General features: G+C 75.2%; 24 protein-coding genes. 9 read left to right on the top strand and 15 right to left on the bottom strand.

Features of this window, described 5'->3' with window-relative positions; all coding sequences use genetic code 11:
* Positions 1 to 34: 34 nt before the first annotated feature.
* From GL259_RS07480 to GL259_RS07470, 3 genes are all read left to right on the top strand, one after another.
* A complete protein-coding gene (locus tag GL259_RS07480) occupies positions 35 to 661 on the top strand; it encodes a YigZ family protein (RefSeq protein ID WP_159530391.1) in 627 nt (208 codons plus the stop codon).
* Between the two features lie 138 nt (positions 662 to 799).
* Positions 800 to 1,963, top strand: coding sequence for an exonuclease SbcCD subunit D (locus tag GL259_RS07475; RefSeq protein ID WP_159530389.1), 1,164 nt, complete (start codon positions 800 to 802; stop codon positions 1,961 to 1,963).
* Positions 1,960 to 4,953: an SMC family ATPase gene (locus GL259_RS07470; protein WP_159530387.1), complete on the top strand. Its 2,994-nt coding sequence runs from the start codon at positions 1,960 to 1,962 to the stop codon at positions 4,951 to 4,953. The genes GL259_RS07475 and GL259_RS07470 overlap by 4 nt, the downstream gene beginning before the upstream one ends.
* Before the next feature lie 30 nt (positions 4,954 to 4,983).
* Here the strand turns inward: GL259_RS07470 and GL259_RS07465 are convergent, their stop codons facing one another.
* Positions 4,984 to 5,430 (bottom strand): Lrp/AsnC family transcriptional regulator, encoded by a 447-nt coding sequence (locus tag GL259_RS07465; RefSeq protein ID WP_159530385.1) that lies wholly within the window; start codon positions 5,428 to 5,430, stop codon positions 4,984 to 4,986.
* Between the two features lie 93 nt (positions 5,431 to 5,523).
* Between GL259_RS07465 and GL259_RS07460 the strand changes: the two genes are divergently transcribed.
* The gene (locus GL259_RS07460; protein ID WP_159530383.1) at positions 5,524 to 6,000 is read left to right on the top strand and encodes a rhodanese-like domain-containing protein; all 477 of its coding nucleotides are present in this window, start codon (positions 5,524 to 5,526) and stop codon (positions 5,998 to 6,000) included.
* A gap of 188 nt (positions 6,001 to 6,188) precedes the next feature.
* Here GL259_RS07460 and GL259_RS07455 read toward each other — a convergent pair whose 3' ends face one another.
* Positions 6,189 to 7,877 carry a DUF885 domain-containing protein gene (locus GL259_RS07455; RefSeq protein WP_159530381.1) on the bottom strand — a complete coding sequence of 563 codons (1,689 nt, stop codon included), beginning with the start codon at positions 7,875 to 7,877 and terminating at the stop codon, positions 6,189 to 6,191.
* Positions 7,878 to 7,909: 32 nt separating this feature from the next.
* A complete protein-coding gene (locus tag GL259_RS07450; protein WP_159530379.1) occupies positions 7,910 to 8,401 on the bottom strand; it encodes an Lrp/AsnC family transcriptional regulator in 492 nt (163 codons plus the stop codon).
* A 60-nt stretch (positions 8,402 to 8,461) separates the two neighbouring features.
* Between GL259_RS07450 and GL259_RS07445 the strand changes: the two genes are divergently transcribed.
* The gene (locus GL259_RS07445; RefSeq protein ID WP_159530377.1) at positions 8,462 to 9,649 is read left to right on the top strand and encodes a PLP-dependent transferase; all 1,188 of its coding nucleotides are present in this window, start codon (positions 8,462 to 8,464) and stop codon (positions 9,647 to 9,649) included.
* A gap of 69 nt (positions 9,650 to 9,718) precedes the next feature.
* On the opposite strand, the gene GL259_RS07440 is transcribed toward GL259_RS07445, so the two are convergent.
* The 3 genes from GL259_RS07440 to GL259_RS07430 all read right to left on the bottom strand — a co-directional run bounded on the left by GL259_RS07440 (position 9,719) and on the right by GL259_RS07430 (position 13,631).
* Positions 9,719 to 10,993: a GNAT family N-acetyltransferase gene (locus tag GL259_RS07440; RefSeq protein ID WP_159538450.1), complete on the bottom strand. Its 1,275-nt coding sequence runs from the start codon at positions 10,991 to 10,993 to the stop codon at positions 9,719 to 9,721.
* Positions 10,994 to 11,090: 97 nt separating this feature from the next.
* Complete coding sequence (locus tag GL259_RS07435) at positions 11,091 to 12,677, bottom strand: alkaline phosphatase D family protein (RefSeq protein WP_159530375.1); 1,587 nt, start codon at positions 12,675 to 12,677, stop codon at positions 11,091 to 11,093.
* 120 nt (positions 12,678 to 12,797) lie between these two features.
* Positions 12,798 to 13,631 carry an alpha/beta fold hydrolase gene (locus GL259_RS07430; RefSeq protein ID WP_159530373.1) on the bottom strand — a complete coding sequence of 278 codons (834 nt, stop codon included), beginning with the start codon at positions 13,629 to 13,631 and terminating at the stop codon, positions 12,798 to 12,800.
* Positions 13,632 to 13,813: 182 nt separating this feature from the next.
* Here GL259_RS07430 and GL259_RS07425 point away from each other — a divergent pair, with 182 nt between their 5' ends.
* Both GL259_RS07425 and GL259_RS07420 read left to right on the top strand, forming a co-directional pair.
* Positions 13,814 to 14,698 carry an RNA polymerase sigma-70 factor gene (locus tag GL259_RS07425; protein ID WP_159530371.1) on the top strand — a complete coding sequence of 295 codons (885 nt, stop codon included), beginning with the start codon at positions 13,814 to 13,816 and terminating at the stop codon, positions 14,696 to 14,698.
* A gap of 249 nt (positions 14,699 to 14,947) precedes the next feature.
* Positions 14,948 to 15,709 carry a GntR family transcriptional regulator gene (locus GL259_RS07420; protein ID WP_159530369.1) on the top strand — a complete coding sequence of 254 codons (762 nt, stop codon included), beginning with the start codon at positions 14,948 to 14,950 and terminating at the stop codon, positions 15,707 to 15,709.
* 76 nt (positions 15,710 to 15,785) lie between these two features.
* Here the strand turns inward: GL259_RS07420 and GL259_RS07415 are convergent, their stop codons facing one another.
* The 3 genes from GL259_RS07415 to GL259_RS07405 all read right to left on the bottom strand — a co-directional run bounded on the left by GL259_RS07415 (position 15,786) and on the right by GL259_RS07405 (position 18,888).
* Positions 15,786 to 16,943 carry an ROK family transcriptional regulator gene (locus tag GL259_RS07415; protein ID WP_159530367.1) on the bottom strand — a complete coding sequence of 386 codons (1,158 nt, stop codon included), beginning with the start codon at positions 16,941 to 16,943 and terminating at the stop codon, positions 15,786 to 15,788.
* 101 nt (positions 16,944 to 17,044) lie between these two features.
* Positions 17,045 to 17,704: a response regulator transcription factor gene (locus GL259_RS07410; RefSeq protein WP_159530365.1), complete on the bottom strand. Its 660-nt coding sequence runs from the start codon at positions 17,702 to 17,704 to the stop codon at positions 17,045 to 17,047.
* Positions 17,705 to 17,718: 14 nt separating this feature from the next.
* Entirely contained in the window at positions 17,719 to 18,888 is a 1,170-nt protein-coding gene (locus GL259_RS07405) for a histidine kinase (RefSeq protein WP_159530363.1), read from the bottom strand.
* A 109-nt stretch (positions 18,889 to 18,997) separates the two neighbouring features.
* Between GL259_RS07405 and GL259_RS07400 the strand changes: the two genes are divergently transcribed.
* Together GL259_RS07400 and GL259_RS07395 are read left to right on the top strand one after the other, a co-directional pair.
* Entirely contained in the window at positions 18,998 to 19,918 is a 921-nt protein-coding gene (locus GL259_RS07400) for an ABC transporter ATP-binding protein (protein WP_159530361.1), read from the top strand.
* Between the two features lie 2 nt (positions 19,919 to 19,920).
* Positions 19,921 to 20,646: an ABC transporter permease gene (locus tag GL259_RS07395; RefSeq protein ID WP_159530359.1), complete on the top strand. Its 726-nt coding sequence runs from the start codon at positions 19,921 to 19,923 to the stop codon at positions 20,644 to 20,646.
* A 42-nt stretch (positions 20,647 to 20,688) separates the two neighbouring features.
* On the opposite strand, the gene mug is transcribed toward GL259_RS07395, so the two are convergent.
* From mug to GL259_RS07365, 6 genes are all read right to left on the bottom strand, one after another.
* Positions 20,689 to 21,186 (bottom strand): G/U mismatch-specific DNA glycosylase, encoded by a 498-nt coding sequence (gene mug / locus GL259_RS07390; RefSeq protein WP_159530357.1) that lies wholly within the window; start codon positions 21,184 to 21,186, stop codon positions 20,689 to 20,691.
* A gap of 44 nt (positions 21,187 to 21,230) precedes the next feature.
* Positions 21,231 to 22,673 carry an adenylosuccinate lyase gene (purB, locus tag GL259_RS07385; RefSeq protein ID WP_159530355.1) on the bottom strand — a complete coding sequence of 481 codons (1,443 nt, stop codon included), beginning with the start codon at positions 22,671 to 22,673 and terminating at the stop codon, positions 21,231 to 21,233.
* A 91-nt stretch (positions 22,674 to 22,764) separates the two neighbouring features.
* Positions 22,765 to 23,541, bottom strand: a complete 777-nt coding sequence (locus GL259_RS07380; protein ID WP_159530353.1) for an SGNH/GDSL hydrolase family protein — start codon at positions 23,539 to 23,541, stop codon at positions 22,765 to 22,767.
* Positions 23,542 to 23,640: 99 nt separating this feature from the next.
* Positions 23,641 to 24,654 carry a hemolysin family protein gene (locus tag GL259_RS07375; protein ID WP_159530351.1) on the bottom strand — a complete coding sequence of 338 codons (1,014 nt, stop codon included), beginning with the start codon at positions 24,652 to 24,654 and terminating at the stop codon, positions 23,641 to 23,643.
* The gene (locus GL259_RS07370) at positions 24,651 to 26,048 is read right to left on the bottom strand and encodes a hemolysin family protein (protein WP_159530349.1); all 1,398 of its coding nucleotides are present in this window, start codon (positions 26,046 to 26,048) and stop codon (positions 24,651 to 24,653) included. Before GL259_RS07370 ends, GL259_RS07375 begins: the two co-directional genes overlap by 4 nt.
* Before the next feature lie 158 nt (positions 26,049 to 26,206).
* Complete coding sequence (locus GL259_RS07365) at positions 26,207 to 26,632, bottom strand: GNAT family N-acetyltransferase (protein ID WP_159530347.1); 426 nt, start codon at positions 26,630 to 26,632, stop codon at positions 26,207 to 26,209.
* Between the last annotated feature and the right edge of the window lie 70 nt (positions 26,633 to 26,702).

Below are 26,702 nucleotides of genomic sequence, written 5' to 3'. Positions count from 1 at the left end.
GGCCGGCCCGCACGGCGGCGCATAGGCTGGCCGGATGCAGGACGAGTACCGCACCGTCGCGCGCGCGGGTGTGCACGAGACCGAGATCAACCGCTCCCGCTTCCTGTGCGCCCTCGCCCCGGCGGCCACCGAGCGGGAGGCGCAGGACTTCATCGCCGCCGTGCGCAAGGAGCACGCCGACGCCACCCACAACTGCTGGGCCTACGTCATCGGCGCCGACGCCTCGACCCAGAAGGCCAGCGACGACGGCGAACCCGGCGGCACCGCGGGCGTCCCCATGCTCCAGATGCTGCTCCGCCGCGACATGCGGTACGCCGTCGCCGTCGTCACCCGCTACTACGGCGGCGTCAAGCTCGGCGCCGGCGGCCTCATCCGCGCGTACGGCGGCGCCGTCGGCGAGGCCCTGGACGCCCTCGGCACCATCACCCGGCGCCGCTTCCGGCTGGCCACGGTGACCGTCGACCACCAGCGGGCCGGCAAGGTCCAGAACGACCTGCGCGCCACCGGCCGCGAGGTGCGGGACGTGCGCTACGGCGAGGAGGTCACGATCGAGATCGGCCTCCCGGACGCCGACGTGGCGGCCTTCCGCGCCTGGCTCGCCGACGCGACCGCGGGCACGGCCGGGTTCGAACTCGGCGGAGAGGCGTACGGGGACGCGTGACGGGCGCCGGGCGCGCACACCCGCGTCCGGGAGCGTGACGGGCGCGCCCGGGCCGGGCCGTGACGGAGCGGTGCGGGAGCGACCGATACGGGAGCGACCGCCCGTGCCGCCGGGCCCGGCGGATACCCTGCGGGAATCATGAGACTGCTGCACACTTCCGACTGGCACCTCGGCCGGGCGTTCCACCGGGTCAACATGCTCGGTGCCCAGGCCGCGTTCGTCGACCACCTCGTCACCACCGTGCGGGAGCGCGACGTGGACGCGGTGGTCGTGTCGGGAGACGTGTACGACCGCGCGGTACCGCCGCTCGCCGCGGTCGAGCTGTTCGACGACGCGCTGCACCGCCTCGCCGGCCTCGGCGTGCCGACGGTGATGATCTCCGGCAACCACGACTCGGCCCGTCGTCTCGGCGTCGGCGCCGGGCTCATCGGGCGCGCGGGCATCCACCTGCGCACCGAACCGTCCGCGTGCGGCACGCCCGTGGTCCTGTCCGACGCCCACGGCGACGTCGCCCTCTACGGGCTGCCGTACCTCGAACCCGCCCTGGTGAGGGACGAGTTCGGCGTGGAGAAGGCCGGCCACGAGACGGTGCTCGCCGCCGCCATGGACCGGGTCCGCGCCGACCTCGCCGCACGCGCGCGCGGCACCCGCAGCGTCGTCCTCGCCCACGCCTTCGTCACCGGCGGCAGGCCCAGCGACAGCGAACGGGACATCACCGTCGGGGGAGTGGCCGCCGTGCCCGCCGGGGTGTTCGACGGCGTCGACTACGTGGCGCTCGGGCATCTGCACGGCTGCCAGACCCTCACCGAGCGGGTGCGCTACTCCGGCTCCCCGCTGCCGTACTCCTTCTCGGAGGCCGGCCACCGCAAGAGCATGTGGCTGGTCGACCTGGCCGCCGACGGGGCCGTCACCGCCGAGCGCGTCGACTGCCCGGTGCCGCGGGCCCTGGCCCGGATCCGCGGCACCCTGGAGGAACTGCTCGCCGATCCCGCACTGGCGCGGCACGAGGAGGCGTGGGTCGAGGCGACGCTCACCGACCCGGTCCGCCCGGCCGACCCCATGGCCCGGCTGACCGAGCGCTTCCCGCACACCCTCAGCCTCGTCTTCGCCCCGGACCGGCCGGCGGACGACCCCGAGGTGTCCTACGCCCGCCGCCTCGCCGGCCGCGGCGACCTGCAGATCGCCGAGGACTTCGTGGCCCACGTGCGCGGCGCCGGCCCCGACGAGCACGAGCGCGCCGTCCTGCGGGACGCCTTCGACGCGGTCCGCGCGGACGAGACGGTGCGGGAGGTGGCCCGGTGAGGCTGCACCGGCTGGACATCACCGCCTTCGGGCCCTTCGGGGACCTCCAGACCGTCGACTTCGACGAGCTGTCCGCCGCCGGGCTCTTCCTGCTGCACGGCCCCACCGGCGCCGGGAAGACCTCGGTGCTGGACGCCGTCTGCTACGCCCTGTACGGCTCCGTCCCCGGGGCCCGGCAGAGCGGTCAGGGCACGTCCCTGCGCAGCGACCACGCCGCACCGGGGACCCGCACCTCGGTCACCCTGGAACTCACCGTCGCCGGGCGCCGGTTGGAGATCACCCGGCAACCGCCCTGGGAGCGCCCGAAGAAGCGCGGCACGGGCACCACGCTGGACAAGGCCCAGACCTGGCTGCGCGAGCACGACGCGGCCCGGGGCACCTGGAAGGACCTCAGCCGTTCGCACCAGGAGGTCGGCGAGGAGATCACCCAGCTCCTCGGCATGAGCCGGGAGCAGTTCTGCCAGGTCGTGCTGTTGCCCCAGGGCGACTTCGCGCGCTTCCTGCGCGCCGACGCCGAGGCGCGCGGCAAGCTGCTGGGCCGCCTCTTCGACACCCGCCGCTTCGCCGACGTGGAGAAGCGCCTCGCCGAACGCCGGCGCGCCGCCGAGGCCCGGGTGCGGGACGGCGACGCGGACCTGCTGGCCGACGCGCACCGCATGCAGCAGGCGGCGGGCGGCGTCATGGAGCTGCCCGAACTGGCGCCGGGCGAACCGGGGCTGGCCGAGGCGGTGCTGGGCGCGGCCGCCGTGGCCCGCAGCACCGCACGCGAACAGTACGCCGTCGCCCACTGCCGCCTCGCCGCCGCCGAGTCCGCCCAGGCCGCCGCCGACCGGGCCCTGGACGACGTACGCGAACGGGACCGCCTGCAACGGCGGTTCGCCGAGGCGCGGGAGCGGGCCGCGCGCCTGGAGGAGCGGGCCGGCGCCCACCGGGAGGACCAGGCCCGCATGGAGCGGGCCCGCAAGGCCGAGGCGGTCGCCCCCGCCCTGGAACTGCGGGACGCCGCCGACGCGGAGCACCGCCGGGCGGCCGCCGCCGAGGCGCACGCGCGGGCCCTGCTCCCGGCGTCCTTCGCGGACGAGGGGGCGGCCGGACTCGCGGCCGCCGCGCGCCGCGCGGCCGAGGAGCTGGGCGGGCTGGAGTCGGCCCGCCGGGCCGAGCGGAGGCTGGCGGAACTCCTCGAGGAGCGGGCCGGGCTGGAGCGTCAGGAGCGCGCCGACGAGGAGGTGCTGCACGACGCGGAGAGCTGGCTCGCGGACTGGGAGGGGACCAGGGCCGGTCTGCAGGACCGCATCGAGTCCGCGCGGCAGGCCGGGACCAGGGCCGGTGAACTCGCCGTGCAGCGCGACCCCGCGCGCAGGCGGCTGGACGCGGCCCGGACGCGCGACCGGCTGGCCGAGGACGCCGAGAGGGCCGCCGAGCAGGTCCGCACCGCCCGGGAACAGGCCCTGAGGGCCAAGCAGCACTGGCTCGACCTCAAGGAGCAGCGACTGGGCGGCATCGCCGCCGAACTGGCCGCGGGCCTCACCGACGGTGCGCCCTGCGCGGTCTGCGGCGCCACCGAACACCCCGCCCCCGCCCGCAGGGTCGACGGGCACGTCGACCGCGAGGCGGAGGAGCGCGCCCTGGCCGACCACCAGCGCGCGGAGGAGCGGCGCGCCGGGGACGAGCGGCGCCTCGGCGCCGTGCGCGAGGCGCTGGCCGCCGCCCGCGCCGAGGCCGGTGACACACCCACCGAAGAACTCGCCCGCGCCGTGGAGGAGTTGGAGCAACGCCACGCCGAGGCCCGGGCCGCCGCCTCGGTCCTGCACTCCGTCCAGGAGGAGTTGCGCCGGGCGGAGCACGAGCACGGGACGCGGATCGCCGCCCAGCGGGAGGCCGCGGTCCGGGCCGCCTCCCGGGTGGGCCACCGCGACCGGCTGGACCGTGAGAGGGCCGCCCTGGAGGAGGAGCTGGCCCGGGCGCGGGGGGCCGCGACCAGCGTGGCCGCGCGCGCCGAGCAGCTGGAGCGGAGCGTCACCCGGCTCACGGACGCCGCCGACGCCGTCCGCGCCGCCGAGGACGCGGCCCAGCGGCTCAAGGAGGCCGACGCCCGGCTCGCCGACGCCGCCTTCCGCGCGGGCTTCGACACCCCGCAGGCCGCGGCCGACGCCCTCCTCGACGACACCGCCCACCGCGCACTGCAGCGGCGCCTGGACGCCTGGTGGCAGGAGGAGGCCGCCGTCCGCGCCGTCCTCGCGGAGCCGGAGACCGCGGCCGCCGCGCAGCTGCCGCCCGCCGACCCCGCCGCCGCGCAGCGGACCGCCGAGGAAGCGGCCCGCCGGGTGCGCGAGGCGGCCTCCGCGCGCGACGCCGCCGCCCGCCGCTGCGCGGAACTCGACCGGCTCTCCGCACGGGCCGCCGCCTCGGTGCGCCGGCTGGGGCCGCTGCGCGAGGAGTACGGCCGCGTGGCCCGCATGGCCGGCCTCACCGCGGGCACCTCCGCCGACAACGAGCGCAGGATGCGCCTGGAGTCGTACGTCCTGGCGGCCCGCCTGGAGCAGGTCGCCGCCGCCGCGACGGTACGCCTGCACCGCATGTCGTCCGGCCGCTACACCCTCGTCCACTCCGACGACCGCACCGGGCGCGGCCGCAGCGGGCTCGGCCTGCACGTCGTGGACGCCTGGACCGGCCGGGAGCGCGACACGGCGACCCTCTCGGGCGGCGAGACGTTCTTCGCCTCGCTCGCCCTCGCGCTCGGTCTCGCCGACGTCGTCACCGACGAGGCGGGCGGGGTCCGGCTGGACACCCTCTTCATCGACGAGGGCTTCGGCAGCCTCGACGACCAGACCCTCGACGAGGTCCTGGACGTCCTGGACTCCCTGCGCGAACGCGACCGCAGCGTGGGCATCGTCAGCCACGTCGCCGATCTGCGGCGCAGGGTCCACGCCCAGCTGGAGGTCGTGAAGGGCCGCGCGGGGTCGGCGCTGCGGCAGCGCGGGGTCCGCTGACCCGGGGGACGGGTCCGGTGCGCCGCGCCGTCAGCGCCCCAGCGCGCGGCGCGGCAGCGGCGAGGAGTAGACGACGCTGGTGGTCACCGACCCCAGCGCGCCGATCCGGCCCGACACCTCCTCCAGGTGCCGCATCGAACGGGCGGCGACCTTGATGACGAAGCAGTCGTCGCCCGTGACGTGGTGCGCCTCCAGGATCTCGGGCGTCGCGGCGACGAGGTCGTGGAACGGCTTGTAGTTGCCGGTCGGGTAGCGCAGCCGGACGAAGGCCAGGATCGGCAGGCCGATCCGCTCCGGGTCCACCACCGCCGTGTACCCCCGGATGACCCCGGCCTCCTCCATGCGGCGCACCCGTTCGGTGACCGCGCTCGCGGACATGGAGACGGCACGGGCCAGCTCGGCGAAACTGGCCCGCCCCTCACGCTGGAGGACGTCGAGGATGCGCCAGTCGGTGGCGTCCGGGGAATACGCGGTCATCACCGAGGAATAGCAGGGGATCCACGGCGGATCAAGGCCGGGGCCGGGGAACGCCCCTTCGGCCGGGGGCCCCGCGGCCGTAGTTTCTCCGTCATGACCTCCACCACGGTGAACCCCGTCCTGCGCGTCGCCCCCGCCTCCCCGGCCGCGGCCGCCGCCCACTTCCGCGCGAGCCTCGCGTTCCACACCGACGTCTCCGACGTGGCAGCCGCCCTCGCGGCCGGCGGCGACCCCGGTTTCGTCCTGGTGGACTCGCGGTCCACCGAGGCCTGGGACCAGGGCCACGTCCCCGGCGCCGTCCACCTTCCGGCGGCCCTCGTGCCCGAGCGGGCCGGGGAACTGCTGGACCCGTCGGTGCCGGTCGTGACCTACTGCTGGGGCCCCGGCTGCGACGGCGCCGCCCGCGCCGCACTGGCCCTCGCCGAACTCGGCTACCGCGTCAAGGAGATGCTCGGCGGCTTCGAGTACTGGGTGCGCGAGGGCTTCGAGTCCGAGTCCCGGCACGGCCGCGAACAGCATGCCCCCGACCCCCTGACGGCCCCGGTGGGCGTCGCCGACTGCGGTTGCTGACCCCGCCGGCGGAACGCGCCGGCCGGCCCCGCGGGTCCGCCCCGCGGGGCCGGCCGCCGGCGCGATGCGCGGAGCCGGGCGTCCCGGCGGCCCCGCCCGCCCGTCGCGCGGCCGGCCGCGCGACGAGGCGGACCGGATCACCGGTCCGGGTCATCGGCTCCGGGGGACTCCGGCGCCGGCCGGCCGGATCACAGCGCCGACAGCTCCTCCACCAGGTCGTCCAGGCCCAGCGAACCCTGGGACAGGGCCGCCATGTGCCAGGCCTTGAGGTCGAAGGCGTCGCCGTGCCGCCGGCGCGCGTTCTCCCGGCCCAGCAGCCACGCCCGCTCGCCCAGCTTGTAGCCGATCGCCTGGCCCGGGATCGTCAGGTAGCGGGTCAGCTCGCTCTCCACGAAGTCCGCCGGGCGGCTGCTGTGCGCCCCGAAGAACTCCTCGGCCAGCTCCGGCGTCCAGCGCTCACCCGGGTGGAACGGAGAGTCCGCCGGGATCCGGAGCTCCAGGTGCATGCCGATGTCGACGATGACCCGGGCCGCCCGCATCATCTGCGCGTCCAGGTAGCCCAGCCGCTCCTCGGCGTCCGCGAGGAACCCGAGCTCGTCCATCAGCCGCTCCGCGTACAGCGCCCAGCCCTCGGCGTTGGCGCTGACCATGCCCACGGAGGCCTGGTAGCGGGAGAGGTCCTCGGACACGTGCACCCACTGCGCCAGCTGGAGGTGGTGCCCGGGGACGCCCTCGTGGTACCAGGTGGAGACCAGGTCGTAGACCGGGAAGCGGGTCAGGCCCATCGTGGGCAGCCAGGTGCAGCCCGGCCGGGAGAAGTCCTCCGACGGGGGCGTGTAGTACGGCGCCGCCGCGCTGCCCGGCGGGGCGATCCGCGACTCCACCCTCCGCACCCGCTCGGCGAGGTCGAAGTGGGTGCCGTCCAGGGACTCGATCGCCCGGTCCATCACGCCCTGGAGCCAGTCGCGGACCTCGTCGACGCCCTCGATGTGCCGGCCGTGCTCGTCGAGGTGCGCGAGCGCCACCCACGGCGTCCCGGCACCCGGCAGGATCTTCTCGGCCTCCTTCCTCATCTCGCCGAGCAGCCGGTGGTACTCGGACCAGCCGTACGCGTACGCCTCGTCCAGGTCCAGGTCGATGCCGTTGTAGTAGCGGGCCCAGCGGGCGTAGCGCTCCCGGCCCACGGTGTTCGGCGCGCCCTCGACCGCCGGCGCGTACACGTCGCGCATCCAGTCCCGCAGCTCCACGACGGCGGCGGTGGCCGTGCGGGCCGCCTCGTCGAGGTCCGCGCGCAGCGCGTCCGGACCGGCCGAGGCGAAGTCCTCGAACCAGCCGCGGCCCTCGCCGGTGTCCGCCCACTCGCCGAGCTGCCCGACGAACGTGGCCGTCGGACGCGGAGCCGCGTACAGCTTGCGCTCCAGGCCGAGCGCGAGGGACTCGCGGTACCCGGCCAGCGCGGCCGGCACCGCGCGCAGCCGCTCGGCGATCGCCGCCCAGTCCTCCTCCGTCTGCGCCGGCGTCACCGTGAACACCTCGCGCACCGTGTGCGCGATCGTGCCCAGGTTGCCGACCGAGCGCAGCCCCTCGTCGGCCTCGTACACGGCCAGTTCGGCGGTGAGCCGCTCCCGCAGCAGGCGGGCGCAGCGGCGCTCGATGCCGCTGTCCGCGCCGGGCCTGCGCTCGGCCTCGTCGAGCCGCGCGAGGGTGGCCCGCCGGAGTTCGGCGAGCGCCTCCTGGCCGGCGGGCGAGAGGTCGGGCAGACGGGCGGAGCTCTCCTTCACGCCGAGGAAGGTCCCGGTGATCGGGTCGAGGGCGACGAGCTCGTCGACGTAGGCGTCGGCGACCTGACGGGGCAGCGCGCTGTTGGTCTGAGACATGCGGACCATCCTGGTACGCGGCCCGCGGCACGTCATCCGCTTTGTGCTGAGGGCGAAGGCGGCAGGAGCGGCCCGCAGTCCCACTGCTGGAAGATCAGCCGGGTCTCCACCCGCGCCACCTCCCGCCGCGCCGTGAACTCGTCCAGCACCAGCCGCTGCAGATCCGCCATGTCCGCGACCGCGACGTGCACGAGGTAGTCGTCGGGACCGGTCAGGTGGAACACGGTCAGCGACTCCGGCAGTGCCCGGATCCGCTCCACGAACGGCCCCACCAGCTCCCGCCGGTGCGGTCTGACCTGCACGGACAGCAGCGCCTGCAGACCCCGTCCCAGCTTGGCCGGATCCAGCTCCAGCCGGTGCCCGAGGATCACGCCGGAGCGGCGCAACCGGGTCACCCGGTCCAGACAGGTCGACGGCGCGACCCCGACCTGCGCGGCGAGCTCCCGGTACGTCGTCCGGGCGTCGTTCTGCAACAGCCGCAGCAGACGGAGGTCCACCGGATCCAGTACGACAGATTCGGCCACCGGCCGAACGTAGCACGGGGACCGGCTCCCGGGACCCGGTCGGTGTTCACCCTTCCGTCCATGAACTTGGGCACGGACACGCACACCACCGGGAGAGCACTCGACACCGAGGCCGTGCACGCGGGCCGCGACGACCTCGCCGGCCGGGGACTGCACGCCCCGCCGATCGACCTGTCCACCACCTACCCCTCGTACGACAGCCGCGGCGAGGCCGGCCGGATCGACGCCTTCGCCGCCACCGGTGCCGAACCGGACGGCCCGCCGGTCTACGGACGGCTCGGCAACCCGACCGTCGCCCGCTTCGAGACCGCCCTGGCCCGCCTCGAGGGCACCGAGTCGGCGGTCGCGTTCGCCAGCGGCATGGCCGCGCTCAGCGCCGTCCTGCTGGCCCGCGGCGCGACGGGCCTGCGCCACGTCGTGGCGGTGCGGCCCCTGTACGGGTGCAGCGACCACCTGCTGACCGCCGGACTGCTCGGCTCCGAGGTCACCTGGACCGACCCGGCCGGGGTCGCCGACGCGCTGCGCCCGGACACCGGTCTGGTGCTGGTCGAGTCCCCGGCCAACCCCACGCTCGCCGAGGTCGACCTGCGGGCCGTCGCCCACGCCTGCGGCTCCGTGCCGCTGCTCGTCGACAACACCTTCGCCACCCCGGTCCTCCAGCGCCCGGCCGAGCACGGGGCGCGGCTGGTGCTGCACAGCGCGACCAAGTACCTCGGCGGTCACGGGGACGTGCTGGCGGGCGTGGTGGCCTGCGACGAGGAGTTCGCCGGGCGGCTGCGCCAGGTGCGGTTCGCCACCGGTGGCGTACTGCATCCGCTGGCCGGCTACCTGCTGCTGCGGGGCCTGTCGACGCTGCCGGTGCGGGTGCGGGCCGCGTCCGCGAACGCCGCCGAACTCGCCCGCCGGCTCGCCGCCGACCCGCGCGTGGCCCGCGTGCACTACCCGCGCATCGGCGGGGCGATGGTCTCCTTCGAGGTGCACGGCGACCCGCACGCGGTGATCGCCGGCGTACGGCTGGTCACCCCGGCGGTGAGCCTCGGCAGCGTGGACTCCCTCATCCAGCACCCGGCGTCCATCAGCCACCGCATCGTCGACGCCGACGACCGCAGGAACGCCGGGGTGAGCGACCGGCTGCTGCGGCTCTCGGTCGGCCTGGAGGACGTCGAGGACCTGTGGGCCGACCTGGACGCGGCCCTGGGGGAGCGGGCCGGTGCGACGGCCCGGCCGGAGGAACTGGCGCGGGGCTGAGTCCGTGCGCGCCCGTCGGTCCGCACGGCGGCATCCGCCGTGCGGACCGACGGGCCGCCGTACGGGGAGCTACGGCCGGCCGGTCCCCGTCCGGCGGCCGCGCAGTTCCAGGAGGCGGCCCGCGGCCGGCTCGGCGTCCAGGCGGGCCGTGACGACCAGGGTGCCCTCCTCGATCTGGTAGTCGAGGGGGAGCCCGAGGCCGCGCATCGCGGCGACCATGCCGGTGTTGGACGCCTGCGTCACGGCGTACACGGTGGCGCAGCCGGCCTCGACGGCCATGGCGACCAGCCGGGCGAGGAGTTCACCGCCGACGCCCCGGCGCTGCCAGGCGTCCTCCACGATCAGCGCCACCTCGGTCTCGTCGCCGTCCCACAGCAGGTGGCCGAGGCCGACGATGCGGCCCGAGGCGGTCTGCGCCGCGAGCGTCCGTCCGAAGCGCGGACCGAGCAGGTGGTTCAGGTAGCGGTCCGCGTCGCCGACCGGCCCGTGGTACCGCATGCGCAGGGTCCGCTCCGAGCACCGGTCGTGCATCGCCCGCGCCGCCCGCAGGTCGTCGGTGTCCGCCCGGCGCACCGAGATGTCGCTGCCCTCGGGCAGCGTGAGCACGTCCCGGCCGTGCGGGATCCGCGGGCCGAGCCGGGCGTCGAGGTCCACCAGCGCCCGGGCCCGGGCGAACTCGGTCGGGGTGAACGGCAGGTACGGCCGTTCCACGGTGATCACCCCGCCCTCCGGGGCGCGCAGCCGCATCACGGTGTTCTCCAGGGTCCCCTCCACCGGCACGGCCGGCGCCCTCCCGTGTCCGCCGGCCGGTGCGGCGGGCAGCGAACGGATCGTGCACCGGCCGAGCAACTGGCGCAGCGCCAACGGCAGTTCCGCCGTGTCCTGGGCGGTGCGGGCGGCCAGCCCCAGCACCCGGGTCGGGGCGTCCACCAGGTCGTGGGCGTCGGCCCGCTCGATCCAGGTGTCCGAACCCCCGGCGCGCGACACCGCCGCGGTGAGGTCCGTGCCGGCCGGTGCCCGCAGCAGGAACTCGTCGACGGTGTCCTCGCCCAGCGGGTGCGCCTGCAGGCTCAGGATGTCGACCCGCCGCTCGGCCAGCGCCGTGCACAGCGCGGCCAGCGAACCCGGCTCGTCCTTCACCGTCGTCCGCATCCGCCACAGCACGCGGTCCCCGGCCGCGGCGGAGGGCGGCCGGGCACCGCCGGTATCGGACGCCGGCGGTGCGTGGCCGTGGCGGCGTGCCCACCGTGTCCGGAGGGCGACCGCGCACCGCGCGGCGAGTCGGGCCGGGTCCCACCGGCGGTGCCCGGGGTGTTCGTGTCGGGTGTTGGTCACTTCGGACATGTCTCGGCTCATGCAGCCACTGTGAAGGAATCGTGTTTCGCGATCACGAACGTACTGTGACTGACGAGTAAAGAGTATTTATGTCTGTTTTGCTGGGTTACTGGCCGACCAGCCCGGGCTGCAGCGTCTTGGTGAACAGGACGGTGCCGTCCTGCTCCCGCATCCGCACCGTCAACTCGCCGCTGTCGCCGTCGATGTCGACCTCGCCGAAGAACTGGTAGCCGCCCGCCGGCGAGACGTTCGAGGCGGTCGGCGCCTTCACCCACACCCGTTCCGGGCCGAAGGTGCCGTCGAGCGCGCTGGCCGGGAAGGCGCCCGCGTTCAGCGGACCGGAGACGAACTCCCAGAACGGCTCGAAGTCGCCGAACGCGGCCCGCGAGGGCTGGTAGTGCTGGGCCGAGGTGTGGTGCACGTCGGCCGTCAGCCACACCGTGCCGGTGATCCGCCGGTGCTTGACGAACCGCAGCAGCTCCGCGATCTGCAGCTCCCGCCCCAGCGGCGCCCCCGGGTCGCCCTGGGCCACCGCCTCGACGTTCTTGCGGCCCTCGGAGGTGTCCGGCACCACCAGGCCGATCGGCATGTCGGCGGCGATCACCTTCCACACCGCCCGCGACCGCGCCAGTTCCCGCTTGAGCCAGTCCAGTTGCTCGCGTCCGAGGATGCCCTGCGGGTCGACGGTCTGGTCGCCGGAGGAGTTGGCGCCCCGGTACGTCCGCATGTCCAGCACGAACACGTCGAGCAGCGGCCCCTGCCGCAGCACCCGGTACACCCGCCCCTCCCGGGCGCCCGGCCGCAGCGTGGACATCGGGAAGTACTCGCTGAACGCGCGCCGCGCCCGGGCCGCCAGCACGTCGACGCTCTTCTCCGTGTACCGCGCGTCGGTGTCCGCGATCCGCTGGCCGGGGTACCAGTTGTTGCGCACCTCGTGGTCGTCCCACTGCACGACGGACGGCACCCGGGCGTTGAACCGGCGCAGGTTCTCGTCGAGCAGGTTGTAGCGGAAGTTGCCGCGGAACTCGGCGAGGGTCTCGGCGACCTTGGACTTCTCCTCGGTGGTGACGTTCCGCCAGACGCCGCCGTCCGGCAGGGCCGCGGTGGCGGCGATGGGGCCGTCGGCGTAGACGGTGTCACCGCTGAACAGGAAGAAGTCCGGGTCGAGCCGCGCCATCGCGTCGAAGATGCGGTAGCCGCCGAAGTCGGGGTTGATGCCCCAGCCCTGCCCGGCCAGGTCGCCCGACCACACGAACCGCACGCCGTCGCGCCGCCGCGCCGGCACCGTGCGGAACGTGCCGGTGACCGGCTCGCCGGTGCGGCGCGGGTCGTCGGGGTCGGCGAGCAGCACGCGGTAGTGGATCTGCTCGCCGGGCGGCAGTCCGCGCAGCCGGGTCGTGCCGGTGAAGTCGGTGTCCGGGCCGACCAGCGGGCCGTGCCATCTGCGCGGATTGCGGAACGACTCGGTCGCCGACGTCTCGACGACCATCCGGGCCGGGCGGTCGGAACGCACCCACACCAGCCCGGAGTCGCGGGTCACGTCACCCGTCTGCACCCCCCAGCCGGCCTGCGGGCGCCCGGACCGGGCGAAGGCGGGCGCCGCGCCGAGCGCGGTGGGCAGGGCCAGGGCCGCCGGGGCCGCGAGGGAGCCGCGCAGGACCGCGCGACGGCCCGGGAACGGACGGTGTGACATGGGGATGCGCCTCCAGGGACGGGATCCGGCCAGTGTGTGCTGCCACACCTACTCGGGCGACGCGGCCCGCGCGCGAACCCCGGGTGAACAACCGGTCGCGCGGGGGCGGTCGTACGGCCCTCAGCGGCGGCTGCCGTCGAGGATGACGCGCGCGACCAGCGCCGGGTCGTCGTTCATCGGGACGTGGCCGCAGCCGGGCAGCCGGACCAGCCGGGCCCGGGGGATGACCCGCTTGGCGCGGACGCCCTGCCGGGGCACGAGCAGCCGGTCCCGGGCGCCCCAGGCCACGGTCACGGGGATGTCCGGCACGTCGTCGGCGAACCGCACGGTGGTGCCCGCGCGCAGGGTCTCGGCGAAGCCGGTGGCGCCGGCGAGCGCGAGCGTCTCGGCGACCACGGCCTCGGGCGAACGGCGCCCGGGGCGGGCGTAGATGGTGCTGGTCAGCGCCGCCCGGCCGGCCGCCGAGCGGGCCAGGCGCTCGACCAGCGGCAGCGGCATCCGCTCCGCGATCCGCCGCATGCCGGTCAGCACGGCGAAGGCGTACCGCCGCTCGGCCCCGGTCCAGAAGCCCGCCGGGGACAGCGCGGTGACGGACCGTACGCGCCTGTGGCGGCCCATCTCCAGGGCCAGCAGACCGCCGAGCGAGTTGCCCGCGACGTGCGGCCGGTCCAGCCCCAGCGCCTCGCACAGGGCGCCGAGCGCGGCGTTCATGGTCGGCAGGTCGTGGGCGAGGCCGTCGGGCAGCGGCGGGGAGGCGCCGAAGCCGGGCAGGTCCACGGCGATCACCTCGCGCTCGGTCGCCAGGATGTCCGCCACCGGGTCCCAGGCCTGCCGGTGGTGACCGATGCCGTGCAGCAGGAGCAGGGGTTCACCGTGTCCCGCGCGCGCGTAGGACAGGGTCACGGTCTGCGGGCCGAGGGGGGAGGGGACCTCGAAGGAGACGGTCGCGGACATGAGGGTGCTCCTCGTCTGGGACTCGCGGAATCGGGCGCCGCCTGGCGCCGTAGACAGCTTGTCAGCAATTACTACCGACGGGTAGCCCCTGGATCCGCCCCGTCGCCGGGCGGCGGCCCGCCGCGCCCGGCACGTGCCGGTGCCGCCTGGACACGGCCGTGCGGGTCGGCTGGGATGGTTCCGTGACCACCGACACCGTGACCGACGTCTTCGAAGAGCACCGCCCCGTTCTCCTGGGGGTCGCCTACCGGATGCTGGGCCGGGTGGCCGACGCGGAGGACGTGGTCCAGGACGCGTGGCTGCGCTGGTCGGGCGGCGACCGGTCCGGGGTGCGCGAGCCGCGCGGCTACCTGGTGCGCATCACCACCCGCCTCGCCGTCGACCGGCTGCGCCGGATCAAGGCGCGCGGCGAGACCTACGTCGGCCCGTGGCTGCCGGAGCCGTACCTCACCGACTTCGGCGACACCGCCCCGGACGCCGCCGAGCGGGCCGTGCTCACCGACTCCGTCTCCCTCGCCCTCCTCGTGGTCCTGGAGTCCCTGTCGCCGCTGGAGCGCGCGGTCTTCGTGCTGCGGGAGGCGTTCGGCTACCCGTACGCCGACATCGCGGCCATGCTCGACCGCGGCGAACCCGCCGTGCGCCAGCTCGCCGGACGCGCCCGCAGGCACGTCGAGGAGCGGCGCCCGCGCTACGAGGTCGACCCCGCCCGGCGCCGCGACCTCACCGAGCGGTTCCTGGCCGCGGCGGCCGGCGGCGATCTGGGGGCGCTGATGGAGCTGCTCGCGCCGGACGTGCGCCTGATCGGCGACAGCGGCGGCAAGTCCCGCGCTCCGCTGCGGGTCCTGGAGGGCGCCGACCACGTGGGCCGCTTCCTCCTCGGCGCCGCCCGCAAGGGCGTTCCGGACCTCTCCTTCCGCTTCGTGGAGCTCAACGGCGGCCCCGCGGTGCTCACCCTGTCCGGCGACAGGCCCGACTCCGTCCTCCAGCTCGACGTCGCCGACGGGCGCGTCCGGACGGTGTACATCATCCGCAACCCCGACAAGCTGCGTTCGCTGGCCGCCGCCTGACGGGCGGACCGGCGTCCGCGACACCGGGGCCCCCGCCGCGGCGGGGGCCCCGGTGCGTCCGCAGGGGCGCGTCCGGGCGCGGACGCCCTCCGCACGCTTCGTGGCCGCGCGATCACGCCGCGCGCGAGCGGACCGGGGATTGGTATTGACCAAGGGTGGGGGGCGTCCTATGGTCGCTGATAAGTGAAACAACCTTTAATAAACAAGGGCGCTAAAACGCCGCCGGACACGGCGATCGCGGAGGACAGGGTGGGGACCACGCAGCTGGAAACGGTGCCGGAACCGAAGTACTGGCACCTCAGGACCGTGCTCAGCGAGGCGCTGGACTCGGAGTTCTCCGTGGGCGAGATCCTGCCCAACGAGCGCGACCTCGCCGCCCGCTTCGGCGTCGCCCGCGCCACGCTCCGGCAGGCCCTGGAACAGCTCGAACTGGAAGGCAGGCTGCAGCGCCGCCGCGGTGTGGGCACGACCGTCGCGCCGCCGCGCATGGGCGTGCCCGTCGGCACGGCGCAGCACTCCTGGCCGGGCGGCCCGGACGACGCCTGGCAGATCCTCGACTGCACGCTCGAGGTGCCGCCCGCGGCCGTCGCCGAGACCCTGGCGACCGGCCGCGAGGAGCCCGTGCACGTCGTGCGCCGCTCCCGCGTGTCGCACGGTCAGCCCGTCGCGGCCGAGCTGCTGTACATCCCGGCCGGCTCGGTGCCCGAGCTCTCCGGCATCGACGCGCCGTCCGGCGCGCCGCGCGCGCGTGCGGTGCTGCGTGAACTGCAGCGCCTGGAACTGGAGCGGCAGGAGAACACCGTGGAGCTCGGCTCCGCCCGCGCGGACGACGCCAGGGAACTGGACCGCCTGCCGGGCGCGCCCGTCCTCGTCGTCACCACCCGCTTCATCGCCCGGGGCCGCACCGCCGCGCTCTCCGCGGCCACCTACCGCGCGGACACCTGCCGGCTGACCTTCGGCGACTCCGGCGGCGTGGAGATCCACCACGGGCCCGAGCGCGCCGCCTCCTGAGAGCCCCGGCGTCCCGGTCCCGCCGCCCTCCCGGGCGCGGCGGGACCGGGCAGGCCCTCACCGGCGTACCGGCTCCTCACCGGCGCGCCGTCACCGTGCCGTCCACCGCGAAGAGCTGTTCCTCCACGTGGTCCAGGGCGAGCCGCAGCGCGCCCGTCGCCACCGCCGCCTCCCCGAGGAGGGACAGGGCGACCTTCGGCGGACGCAGGCAGTAGCGGGCCAGTTCGCGGCGCAGCGGCTCCAGGACCCCGTCCAGGCCGGCCGCCCAGCCGCCGATCACCACCAGTTCCGGGTCGAGTGCCAGCACCAGCGCCGCCACGTCGTGCACGAGCCGCCGGATGAAGCGGTCCACCGCCGCGAGCGCCCGCTGGTCGCCCTCGCGGGCCTGGGCGAAGACCTCGGCGACCGCCTGCTCGTCGAGCGGGTGCAGCGGTTCGTCCGTGGTGGACAGCAGCGTCTCCGGAGTGGCCTCCCGGCCCAGCAGGTGCAGCGCCCCGATCTCGCCGGCCGCCCCGCCGTACCCCCGGTGCAGCCGCCCGCCGATCAGCGAACCGGCTCCCGGGCTCAGCCCGGCCAGCACGAACACCACGTCGTCGGTCTCCTTGGCGACGCCCTTCCAGTGCTCGGCGACGACGGCCGCGTTGGCGTCGTTCTCCACCAGCACCGGGCACTTGAAGGACCGGCGCAGGCGCTCTCCGAGGCCCAGCCCCGTCCATCCGGGCAGCGCCGTGCCCAGCCGTACGGTCCCGTCGGCCTCGACGATCCCCGGCGTGCCCACGCCCACGGCCCGCAGGGAGCCGCGTGCCACACCGGCCCGGCGCAGCAGCTCGGCGACGGCGGCGCGCAGCCGCTCCAGCCGCTCGTCGGCCTCGACCGTCTCGTCGACGTCCCGGACCTGGGCGCCGATCACCCGGCCGTCCAGGTCGGACAGCAGCGCGGCCACCCGGTGCACGCCGATCTCCAGGCCCAGCAGGTGCCCGGCCTCCGCGCGGAACCGGAACCTCCGCGCCGGCCTTCCCTGCCGTCGCGCGGCGCCCTCCTCGGCCGCCTTCTCGACGACGAGACCCGCCTCGATGAGCCCCTCCACGACGCCCTCGACGGTCGGCCGGGACAGGCCCGTCACCCGGGTGACCTCGGTCAGCGTCGCGCAGTCCGTGGCCCGCAACGCGTGCAGCACCACCGCGGAGTTGATCCTTCGCAGCAGCGAGGGGTCCCCGCCGGTCAGCCGACCCACCGTCCGTCCTCCCAGCTCATGCGCGTGTGGGCCGGATGGTACTCGGCGCGGCACACCCCGGCGACCTCCGGGCACGGCCGCCGCCGGCCCGCGGACGCGGCTCATCCCGGCGCCACGAACCCCGACTCGTACGCCGTGATCACCGCCTGCGTGCGGTCCCGCGCCCCGAGCTTCGCCAGCACGGCGCTCACGTGCGACTTCACCGTCTCCGTCCCCACCACCAGCCGGGCGGCGATCTCCGCGTTCGACAGCCCCCGCGCCATCAGCCGCAGCACCTCCGCCTCCCGCCCGGTCAGCCGCGCCCGCTCCAGCACGGCCCGCGCCGCGCGATCGCCGCCGTCGCCGTACTCGGCCGCCAGCCGGCGCACCGAGGCGGGGAACAGCAGTGACTCGCCCTCGGCGACCAGCCGCACCGCGTGCACGATCTCCGCGGGCCGCGCCCGCTTCAGCAGGAACCCGTCGGCCCCGGCGCGCAGCGCCCCGTAGACGTACTCGTCGTTCTCGAACGTCGTCACCACCAGGATCTTCGGCGGCTCCCCGACCGTCCGCAGCAGCGCGCGCGTGGCCTCGATCCCGTCCATCAACGGCATGCGCACGTCCATGGCGACCACGTCCGGCCGCAGCCGCCGCACCAGCGGGATCACCGCCGCCCCGTCGGCCGCCTCGCCGACCACCTCGATGTCGGGCTGCGCCTCCAGCACGGCCCGCAGCCCCGCGCGCACGAGGGGCTCGTCGTCGACGAGCAGAACGGTGACCGGCATCCGGCCAGCCTAGATCAACGCGACTCGGCCCCGTTCAGCGGCAGTTCGACCCGCACCGCCCAGTCGCCCCCGTCCGGCCCCGTACGCGCGCGGCCCCCGAGCAGCGCGGCGCGCTCCCGTACGCCGCGCAGCCCGCTGCCGGGCCCGCCGCCGGGTACGTCCCGCACCAGCGGGTTGCGGATCTCCAGCAGGAGCGTGCCGCCGGCGACGCGGATCCGGACCCGCACGGGGACCGTCCCCGCGTGCCGGAGCGCGTTGGTCAGCGACTCCTGCAGGATGCGGTGGCCCTCGCGGGAGACCGGGCCGGGCACGGTGTCCAGGGGGCCGCTCACCTCGGCGTCGACCTTCGCCCCCGAGGCCCGGGCGGACTCCAGCAGACGGCCGGCGTCCGCGAGGGTGGGCCGGCCGCTCAAGGGCCTCTCCGGCTCGCGCAGGATGCCCAGGACCCGCTCCAGGTCCTCCAGGGCGGCCCGGCCGGTCTCCTCGACGGCCTCCAGCGCCCGGTCGGTGAAACCGGGATCACCCGCCGCCCGCGCGGCGCCGGCCTGCACGACGGCGACGGTCAGGGCGTGGCCGATGGAGTCGTGCAGCTCGCGCGCGATGCGGGTGCGCTCCAGGAGCTGTTCGGTCCGGGCCTCCAGGGCGGCCAGGCGCTCGGCGGGGGAGGGGCCGAGCAGCCGGCGCGCGACGGCGGTGACCAGCCCGCCCAGACCCACCACCACCGCGTACAGCACGATCAGGGGGAGCGGCACCAGCAGGGCGTGGGCCCAGTGCGGCCGCGCGTCCTCCAGCACGGGCACGCCCTCGGGCGTGCCCCCCGCCGCGACCTCGCCCGCGGAGTACGCGAGGAGCGGCAGCCAGACCGTGGCGACCGTCGTCACCCCCGCCAGCGCCACCCGCACCGCCAGCCACAGCGCGGTCCGCAGCCGGTCGCGCCACGTCGCCGACGGCTCCTCGGAGATCCCCGGCTCCCGCTCGCCCGGCGTCAGCAGCAGCCGGGCCTGCACGCCCTCCCCCCTGCGGACCGCCGGGACCAGTCCCAGCGGAACCAGCACGAGCGCGGGCACCCAGGGGGCCGTCGGGAGGACGAACATCCACACGCTGAACGGCAGCGCGGGTATCCACAGGTGCAGCAGACGGGTGTACGTCGTCCCCCGCAGGAGGGGACGCAGGACGGTGGTCATCGCGTCATCGTGCCAGCCGGCGCCGGCGGCCGGCCTCCCCCGCACGGGGGAGACGGTCTCCACGGCCGGGGGAGGCCCCGGACGCGCCCGGACGGCCAGGCTGGCGCCCATGACCAGCATCGACGTCCAGAACCTCACCAAGGAGTACGGCACCCGGCGAGCCGTCGACGGCCTCACCTTCCGCGTCCTGCCCGGCCGGGTCACCGGCTTCCTCGGCCCCAACGGCGCCGGCAAGTCCACCACCATGCGCCTGGTGCTCGGCCTCGACCACCCGACGTCCGGCACCGCCACCCTCGGCGGACGCGCCTACGCCACCCTGCCGGAGCCCCTGCGCCGTGTCGGCGCCCTGCTCGACGCGCGGGCCGCGCACGGCTCCCGCACCGGCCGCGACCACCTGCGCGTGCTGGCGGCGAGCAACCGCCTCCCGGACCGCAGGGTCGACGAGGTGCTGGAGGAGACCGGCCTGGCGCCCGTGGCGCGCCGCCGGGTGCGGACCTACTCCCTGGGCATGCGCCAGCGGCTGGGCATCGCCGCCGCGCTGCTCGGCGACCCGGAGGTGATCATGCTCGACGAGCCCTCCAACGGCCTGGACCCGGAAGGCATCGTGTGGATCCGCACCCTGCTGCGCCGGCTCGCGGACGAGGGGCGGACCGTCCTGGTCTCCAGCCACCTGATGAACGAGACCGCCTCCTTCGCCGACCACCTCGTCGTCCTCGGGCGGGGCCGTCTGCTGGCCGACACCCCGATGCGGGAGTTCGTCCGCGCACGCGTGCGGCCCGCCGTCCGGGTCCGCACCTCCGACCCCACCGCCCTCAGGAGCGTCCTCACCGGGCACGGTCACGACGCGGTGGAGCACCCGGAGGGGCACTGGACCGTGCCGGACGCGCGGGTGGACGACATCGGACGCCTCGCCTCCGCCGCAGGGGTGCCGATCCTCGAACTCGCGGCGGACGAAGGCACGCTGGAACAGGCCTACCTGGACCTGACCGCGGCCGAGACCGAGTTCACCGCACCGCGCCGGGAGGCCTGACCATGCAGTTCGCACCCGTACTCCGGTCCGAGTGGCTGAAGATCCGCACGCTCCGCCCGCTCCTCGCGACCCTCCTGGCGCTGTTCGCCGTGACCACGGCGTTCTCCGCGCTCGCCGGGGCGTCGGACTCCTCGGACCCCGGCTCCGACCCGCTGTTCACCGCCCTGTCCGGCGTCATGCCGGGCCAGATCGCCGCGATCTCCTTCGGCGCGGTGGCGATGTCGTCGGAGTTCCAGGGCGGCGCCCTGCGCACCTCCCTGGCGGCGGTTCCGCGGCGCGGCCGCTGGTTCGCGGCCAAGATGACGGCGATCGCCGTGCCGACGCTCGTCGTCGGGCTGCTCACCTCCCTCGCCGCGCTCCTCGCGGGACGCGCGGGGGCGGGGTCCGCGGCGGACGGGCTCACCGGGGGCGAGCAGGCGCGCGCGGTCGTGGGCTGCGGCGTCTACCTCACGCTGACGGCGCTGTTCGCCGCGGGCCTCGCGACCCTGCTGCGCAGCGGCGTGGCCACCCTGTCCCTGCTGATCCCCTTCATCCTGGTCGTGTCCTTCGTGATCGGCGACGCGGCCGGCACCGTCGTCGAGTTCATGCCCGACCGGGCCGGACAGCTGGTCCTCCACCGGACCCACGAGGGAACGCTGGGTCCCTGGTCGGGTCTCGCGGTGACCGCGTCGTGGACGGCGGCCGCGCTGCTGGCGGGAGCGTGGAGCCTGCGCCGCAGGGACGCCTGACCGGAAACCGGCCGGCGCCCCGCGGGGCGGGCGGCCCGGCGCCTACCGCCCCGCGGCCTCCCGCAGCCGCGCGAACTCCTCGGCCAGGGTCGCCGGTGTCCAGTGCGCGTTCAGCCCGCTCGGATTGGGCAGCACCCACACCCGCGTGTCGCCGATCGTCCGTGCCTGGGGCCCCACCCGTGCCGTGCGGTCGTCGAACGCGACCCGGTACGCGGTGATCCCCAGGACGGCCAGCCACCGCGGACGGAGCCGGGTCACCTTCAGGGCGAGCAGCCGCCCGCCCTCCCGGTACTCCTCGGCGCTCAGCTCGTCGGCCCGCGCGGTCGCCCGCGCCACGACGTTGGTGATGCCGAGGCCGTACGACAGCAGCTCCTCCTGCTCCGAGGGCCTCAGCAGCCTCGGGGTGAAGCCGGAGCGGTGCAGCGCCGGCCAGAAGCGGTTGCCGGGGCGGGCGAAGTGGTGGCCCGTCGCGGCCGTCATCAGGCCCGGGTTGATGCCGCAGAACAGCACGCGCAGGCCGTCCGCGGCCACGTCCGGCACCAGCCGGTCGCGGGCGGCCTCCAGCTCCTGGGGGGTGAAGCGGGTCAGAGGATCGCCCCGGGGACGTAACCGGCGGCCTCCGGGCGCTGCTTCACGATCGCGTCGACGCGGGCGACCACGCCGGCGACCTGGTCGCCCGCGGCGCCGGTGAAGGACAGCTTGTCCGCCATCAGCGCCTCCAGCTCGGCCCGGTCGAGCGGCAGCCGCTCGTCGGCGGCCAGCTTGTCGAGCAGGTCGTTGCGCTCGGCGCCCCGCTCACGCATCGCCAGGGCGGTGGCGACGGCGTTCTCCTTGATCGCCTCGTGCGCGACCTCGCGGCCGACGCCCGCGCGGACCGCGCCCATCAGCACCTTGGTGGTGGCCAGGAACGGCAGGTAGCGGTCCAGCTCCCGGGCCACGACCGCCGGGAAGGCGCCGAACTCGTCGAGCACCGTCAGGAACGTCTCCAGCAGGCCGTCGAGCGCGAAGAACGCGTCCGGCAGCGCGACCCGGCGCACCACGGAGCAGGACACGTCGCCCTCGTTCCACTGGTCGCCCGCCAGCTCGCCGGTCATCGACGCGTAGCCGCGCAGGATCACCATCAGGCCGTTCACGCGCTCGCAGGAGCGGGTGTTCATCTTGTGCGGCATCGCGGAGGAACCGACCTGGCCCGGCTTGAAGCCCTCGGTGACCAGCTCGTGCCCGGCCATCAGCCGGATCGTCTTCGCCAGCGACGACGGCGCGGCCGCCAGCTGCACCAGCGCGGTCACCACCTCGTAGTCCAGCGAGCGCGGGTACACCTGGCCGACCGAGGTGAACGCCTCGGAGAAGCCCAGGTGCCCGGCGATCCGCCGCTCCAGCTCCGCCAGCCTGTCCGCGTCGCCGCCGAGCAGGTCCAGCATGTCCTGCGCCGTCCCCACCGGGCCCTTGATGCCGCGCAGCGGGTAGCGGCCCAGCAGCTCCTCCACCCGGCCGTACGCGACGAGCAGCTCGTCGGCGGCGGTCGCGAACCGCTTGCCGAGGGTGGTGGCCTGCGCGGCCACGTTGTGCGAACGGCCGGCCACGACCAGCTCGCCGTACTCCCCGGCCAGCCTGCCCAGGCGCGCCAGCACGGCCACCGCGCGGTCGCGGATCAGCTCCAGCGAGAGCCGGATCTGCAGCTGCTCGACGTTCTCGGTGAGGTCGCGGGAGGTCATCCCCTTGTGCACGTGCTCGTGCCCGGCGAGGTCGTTGAACTCCTCGATCCGCGCCTTCACGTCGTGCCGGGTGACCCTCTCGCGCTCGGCGATCGAGGCCAGGTCGACCTGGTCGAGGACACGCTCGTAGTCGGCGATCGCCGCGTCCGGCACCTCGATCCCGAGGTCCTTCTGGGCCCGCAGCACGGCGAGCCAGAGCCGCCGCTCCAGCTTCACCTTCTGCTCGGGGGACCAGAGCGTGGCGAGCTCGGCGGAGGCGTAGCGTCCGGCGAGGACGTTCGGGATACGGGGCTTGGCGGGCGCAGCAGTCACGTGTACGGAGTCTACTGGCGATTCGTGCAGGCCAGCGCCACGGGGTGGTTCGTCGGAAGCTACAAGGGGCCGGGCCCGGGAGCGCGCACCGCTACCCGTCCCCGTACGGCAGCAGTTCGGGGCGCTTGGGCGGCAGGCCGTCGCCCGAGGAGCGGCCGGTGAGCCGGCGGCCTATCCACGGCAGCAGGTGCTGCCGGGCGAACCGGGCGTCCGCGACCCGGCGGGCCACCCAGCGCGGCGGCAGCGTCGCCTCCGGGGGCAGGTGCCAGTGGGGGTCCTCGGGCGGGTAGCCGAGGGTCTGCCACACCGCCTCCGCGACCCTGCGGTGCCCGTCCGCGGTCAGGTGCAGCCGGTCCACGTCCCACAGCCGGGGATCGCTGAGCGAGGGCGCCCCGTACAGGTCGACGACGAGTGCGCCGTGCCGCTCGGCGAGCTCGTCCACACAGGCGAACAGCGCCTCCATGCGCGGCCGGAAGCGCTCCAGGACCGGGCCCTGGCGGCCGGGGCTGCGCATCAGCACCAGCTGTTTGCAGTGCGGGGCCAGCCGCTCCACGGCCTCGGTCAGCAGGTCCCGCACCCGTCCCATGTCGCACTTGGGCCGCAGGGTGTCGTTGAGCCCGCCGACCAGGGTGACCACGTCGGCCCGCATGGCCGCCGCGGCCTCCACCTGCTCGTCGACGATCTGCTGGATCAGTTTGCCGCGCACCGCGAGGTTGGCGTACCGGAAGCCGGGCCGGACGGCCGCCATCCGCGAGGCGAGGAGATCGGCCCAGCCCCGGTACGTGCCGTCGGGCAGCAGGTCCGACATGCCCTCGGTGAAGGAGTCGCCGAGGGCGACGAGGCTGGTGTGGGTGGGGTTCGTGTACATGGCGACAGAGATGGTATCCCGTGCACATACCCGCCGGTCGGTCGCCCTCCCCGCCCCGTCGCCCCTGTCCGGCCGTCTCCCGCCCCGTCGTCCTTCCGCTCAGGTCCGCTGCCCGAACAGCTCCCGCAGGACGTCCTCCATCGTGACCAGCCCCGCCAGCCGCCCGTCGGCCCCGAGCACGGCCGCCAGGTGCGTACGGCTGCCCCGCATCGCCGTCAGGACGTCGTCCAGCGGTGTGCTCTCGCGCACCCGGGCGATGGGCCGCATGTCCCGCAGCCGGAACGGCAGATCACGCGGTGAGGCGTCGAGGGCGTCCTTCACGTGGAGGTAGCCGACGATCCGCCGCCCCTCGTCCACCACGGGGAAACGGGAGAACCCGGACCGGGCCGACAGCTCCTCCAGTCCCTCGGGAGTGACCCCCACGCGCGCGTAGACCACGCGCTCCAGTGGCAGCACCACGTCCCGCACCGGCCGCCGGCCCAGCTCCAGCGCGTCGTGCAGGCGTTCCAGCGCGCGTTCGTCGATCAGGCCGGCCTCGCCGGAGTCCTTCACGATCTGGGCCAGCTCGGCGTCCGAGAAGGAGGCGGTGACCTCGTTGCGGGCCTCGACCCGCAGCAGCTTCAGCAGGGTGTTGGCGAAGGCGTTGATGGTGAAGATCACCGGGCGCAGCGCCCGGGACAGCGCCACCAGGGGCGGACCCAGCAGCAGCGCGCTGCGCACCGGCTCGGCGAGCGCGATGTTCTTCGGGACCATCTCGCCGAGCAGCATGTGCAGGTACGTCGCGAGGGTCAGCGCGATCACGAAGGACACCGCGTGCCCCGCGCCCTCCGGCACACCCACCGCGTGGAACACCGGCTCCAGCAGGTGCTCGATGGCCGGCTCGGCGACGACGCCGAGGACCAGGGTGCACAGGGTGATGCCGAGCTGCGCGGCCGCCATCAGCGCGGACACGTGCTCCAGACCCCACAGCACGCTCCTGGCGCGCCGGTCGCCCCGGTCGGCGTACGGCTCGATCTGGCTGCGGCGGACCGAGATCAGCGCGAACTCCGCGCCCACGAAGAAGGCGTTGACGACGAGGGTCGCCAGACCGATCAGCAGCTGTACGGCGGTCATCGCCGCGCCTCCTTGCCGTCCGTCGCCCGGTCCGTGCGCGTCCGCGCGGGCGCGGCCTCGTCCGTCCCCGCAGCGGTGGGGAGCTCGTCGTCGGGGGGAGCGTGCATGAGGACGCGGGCCGCGCGGCGGCCGGTGGCGTCCAGCACCTCCAGCCGCCAGCCGGCGACCTCGAGGGCGTCACCGACGGCCGGGATGCGGCCGAGTTCGGTCGCCACGAGTCCGGCGAGGGTCTCGTAGGGCCCCTCCGGCGCGCGCAGGCCCACCCGGGTGAGCTGGTCCAGGCGGGCGGAGCCGTCGGCGGAGAACAGCGCGCGGCCGTCCTCGTCGTCGCCGGCCCGGGCGAGGTCGGGGGTCTCGTGCGGGTCGTGCTCGTCGCGGACGTCGCCGACGACCTCCTCGACGATGTCCTCCAGCGTGGCGACACCGGCGGTGCCGCCGTACTCGTCGATCACCACGGCCATGGTGCGCCGTCCGGAGAGCCGGTCCAGCAGCCGGTCGACGGTGAGCGACTCGGGCACCAGGAGCGGTTCGCGCATCAGCTCCGACACCGGGACCAGGGCCCGGCGCTCCGCGGGCAGCGCCAGCACGTCCTTGACGTGCGCGGTCCCGACGACCGAGTCGAGGGTGTCGCGGTAGACGGGGAAGCGGGACAGCCCGGTCGCCCGGGTCACGTTCGCCACGTCCTCGCAGGTCGCCCGGACCTCCAGGGCGACGACCTGGACGCGCGGGGTCATCACGTTCTCCGCGGTGAGGTCGGCGAGGTTCAGCGTGCGGACGAAGAGTTCGGCGGTGTCCGGCTCCAGCGCGCCCTGCTTCGCGGAGTGCCGGGCGAGCGCGGCGAGCTCCTGGGGCCCGCGCGCGGACGCCAGTTCCTCGGCGGGCTCCACGCCGATGCGGCGCACGATGCGGTTGGCCGTGTTGTTCAGGTGGGTGATGAAGGGCCGGAAGGCGGCGCTGAACCAGCGCTGTGCGTTGCCCACCCGCTTGGCGACGGCCAGCGGCGACGAGATCGCCCAGTTCTTCGGCACCAGCTCGCCGACCACCATCAGGAACACGGTGGACAGGGCCGTGCCGATCACCAGCGCGAGGGAGTGCGCCGCCGGGCCGGAGACGCCGACGTCCTCCAGCGGGCCCGAGATCAGCGCCGCGATCGACGGCTCGGCGAGCATGCCGACCACCAGGTTGGTGACCGTGATGCCGAGTTGCGCCCCGGAGAGCTGGAAGGTCAGATTCCGTACGGCCTTCAGCGCACCCGGAGCTCCCCGCTCGCCGCGCTCGGCGGCACGCTCCAGCTCGGCGCGCTCGACCGTGGTGAGGGAGAACTCGGCCGCGACGAAGGCACCGCAGGCGAGTGAGAGCAGGATCGCCACCAGAAGGAGGAGCACTTCGGTCATCGGGTCACCTCCGTCCCATGGTCGGACAGGAGGGGACGAATGCGCGGTGTCGCGGACCGGGGGGCTCGCCCATGGGCGGACGCACACAACCTTTCATGGAGGACCGAGTGGCCCTACCAGAGTAAAGGATCGGCAAAGGAGTCCCGTCGGGCCGTGGATCACCCGATGAGCGGCTTCACCCAGCGACGCCACTGCTCCTGCGGCGCGTACCCCGCGGCGCCCCAGGCGTGGTGCGCGGTCTCGTTGCGCCGGAGCACCATCGCGTCCGCGCGGCGCCCGCCGAGCCGTACGAACCGCTCCTCCGCGCCGGCCAGCAGGGCGGAGGCGATCCCCCGCCGGCGGTGGTCCGGGTGCACCGCCAGCCGGTACAGGTGGCAGCGCCAGCCGTCGAAGCCGGCGATCACCGTGCCGACCAGTTCGCCGTCCAGCTCGGCGAGGACCAGGGCCTCGGGGTCGCGGGCGACCAGCCGCTCCACGCCGTCCCGGTCGTCGCTGATGCTCGTGCCCTCGGCGGCCGTCCTCCAGAAGGCCAGCACGGTGTCGAGGTCCTCGGGCGCGGCGGCCCGTACGCGCAGTTCGCTCATGAGGGGATCCCAGCACGGGGAACCACCCGCCGGCCCGGCATTTCCACGATGCGGACCACCCGTCACCTGG

It is taken from the genome of Streptomyces sp. Tu 3180 (assembly GCF_009852415.1).
Taxonomy (GTDB): domain Bacteria; phylum Actinomycetota; class Actinomycetes; order Streptomycetales; family Streptomycetaceae; genus Streptomyces.
This window is presented reverse-complemented; position numbering and strand designations above follow the sequence as displayed.

What these genes read in the sequence shown, in the direction of transcription:
- GL259_RS07405 (WP_159530363.1), bottom strand. Translation starts at nt 18,888, where the DNA reads ATGACCACCGTCCTGCGTCCCCTCCTGCGGGGGACGACGTACACCCGT.
- GL259_RS07400 (WP_159530361.1), top strand. Translation starts at nt 18,998, where the DNA reads ATGACCAGCATCGACGTCCAGAACCTCACCAAGGAGTACGGCACCCGG.
- GL259_RS07380 (WP_159530353.1), bottom strand. Translation starts at nt 23,541, where the DNA reads ATGTACACGAACCCCACCCACACCAGCCTCGTCGCCCTCGGCGACTCC.
- GL259_RS07430 (WP_159530373.1), bottom strand. Translation starts at nt 13,631, where the DNA reads ATGTCCGCGACCGTCTCCTTCGAGGTCCCCTCCCCCCTCGGCCCGCAG.
- GL259_RS07370 (WP_159530349.1), bottom strand. Translation starts at nt 26,048, where the DNA reads ATGACCGAAGTGCTCCTCCTTCTGGTGGCGATCCTGCTCTCACTCGCC.
- GL259_RS07465 (WP_159530385.1), bottom strand. Translation starts at nt 5,430, where the DNA reads ATGACCGCGTATTCCCCGGACGCCACCGACTGGCGCATCCTCGACGTC.
- GL259_RS07375 (WP_159530351.1), bottom strand. Translation starts at nt 24,654, where the DNA reads ATGACCGCCGTACAGCTGCTGATCGGTCTGGCGACCCTCGTCGTCAAC.
- GL259_RS07480 (WP_159530391.1), top strand. Translation starts at nt 35, where the DNA reads ATGCAGGACGAGTACCGCACCGTCGCGCGCGCGGGTGTGCACGAGACC.
- GL259_RS07455 (WP_159530381.1), bottom strand. Translation starts at nt 7,877, where the DNA reads ATGTCTCAGACCAACAGCGCGCTGCCCCGTCAGGTCGCCGACGCCTAC.
- GL259_RS07365 (WP_159530347.1), bottom strand. Translation starts at nt 26,632, where the DNA reads ATGAGCGAACTGCGCGTACGGGCCGCCGCGCCCGAGGACCTCGACACC.
- GL259_RS07410 (WP_159530365.1), bottom strand. Translation starts at nt 17,704, where the DNA reads ATGCCGGTCACCGTTCTGCTCGTCGACGACGAGCCCCTCGTGCGCGCG.
- GL259_RS07445 (WP_159530377.1), top strand. Translation starts at nt 8,462, where the DNA reads ATGAACTTGGGCACGGACACGCACACCACCGGGAGAGCACTCGACACC.
- GL259_RS07475 (WP_159530389.1), top strand. Translation starts at nt 800, where the DNA reads ATGAGACTGCTGCACACTTCCGACTGGCACCTCGGCCGGGCGTTCCAC.
- GL259_RS07460 (WP_159530383.1), top strand. Translation starts at nt 5,524, where the DNA reads ATGACCTCCACCACGGTGAACCCCGTCCTGCGCGTCGCCCCCGCCTCC.
- GL259_RS07440 (WP_159538450.1), bottom strand. Translation starts at nt 10,993, where the DNA reads ATGTCCGAAGTGACCAACACCCGACACGAACACCCCGGGCACCGCCGG.
- GL259_RS07395 (WP_159530359.1), top strand. Translation starts at nt 19,921, where the DNA reads ATGCAGTTCGCACCCGTACTCCGGTCCGAGTGGCTGAAGATCCGCACG.
- GL259_RS07435 (WP_159530375.1), bottom strand. Translation starts at nt 12,677, where the DNA reads ATGTCACACCGTCCGTTCCCGGGCCGTCGCGCGGTCCTGCGCGGCTCC.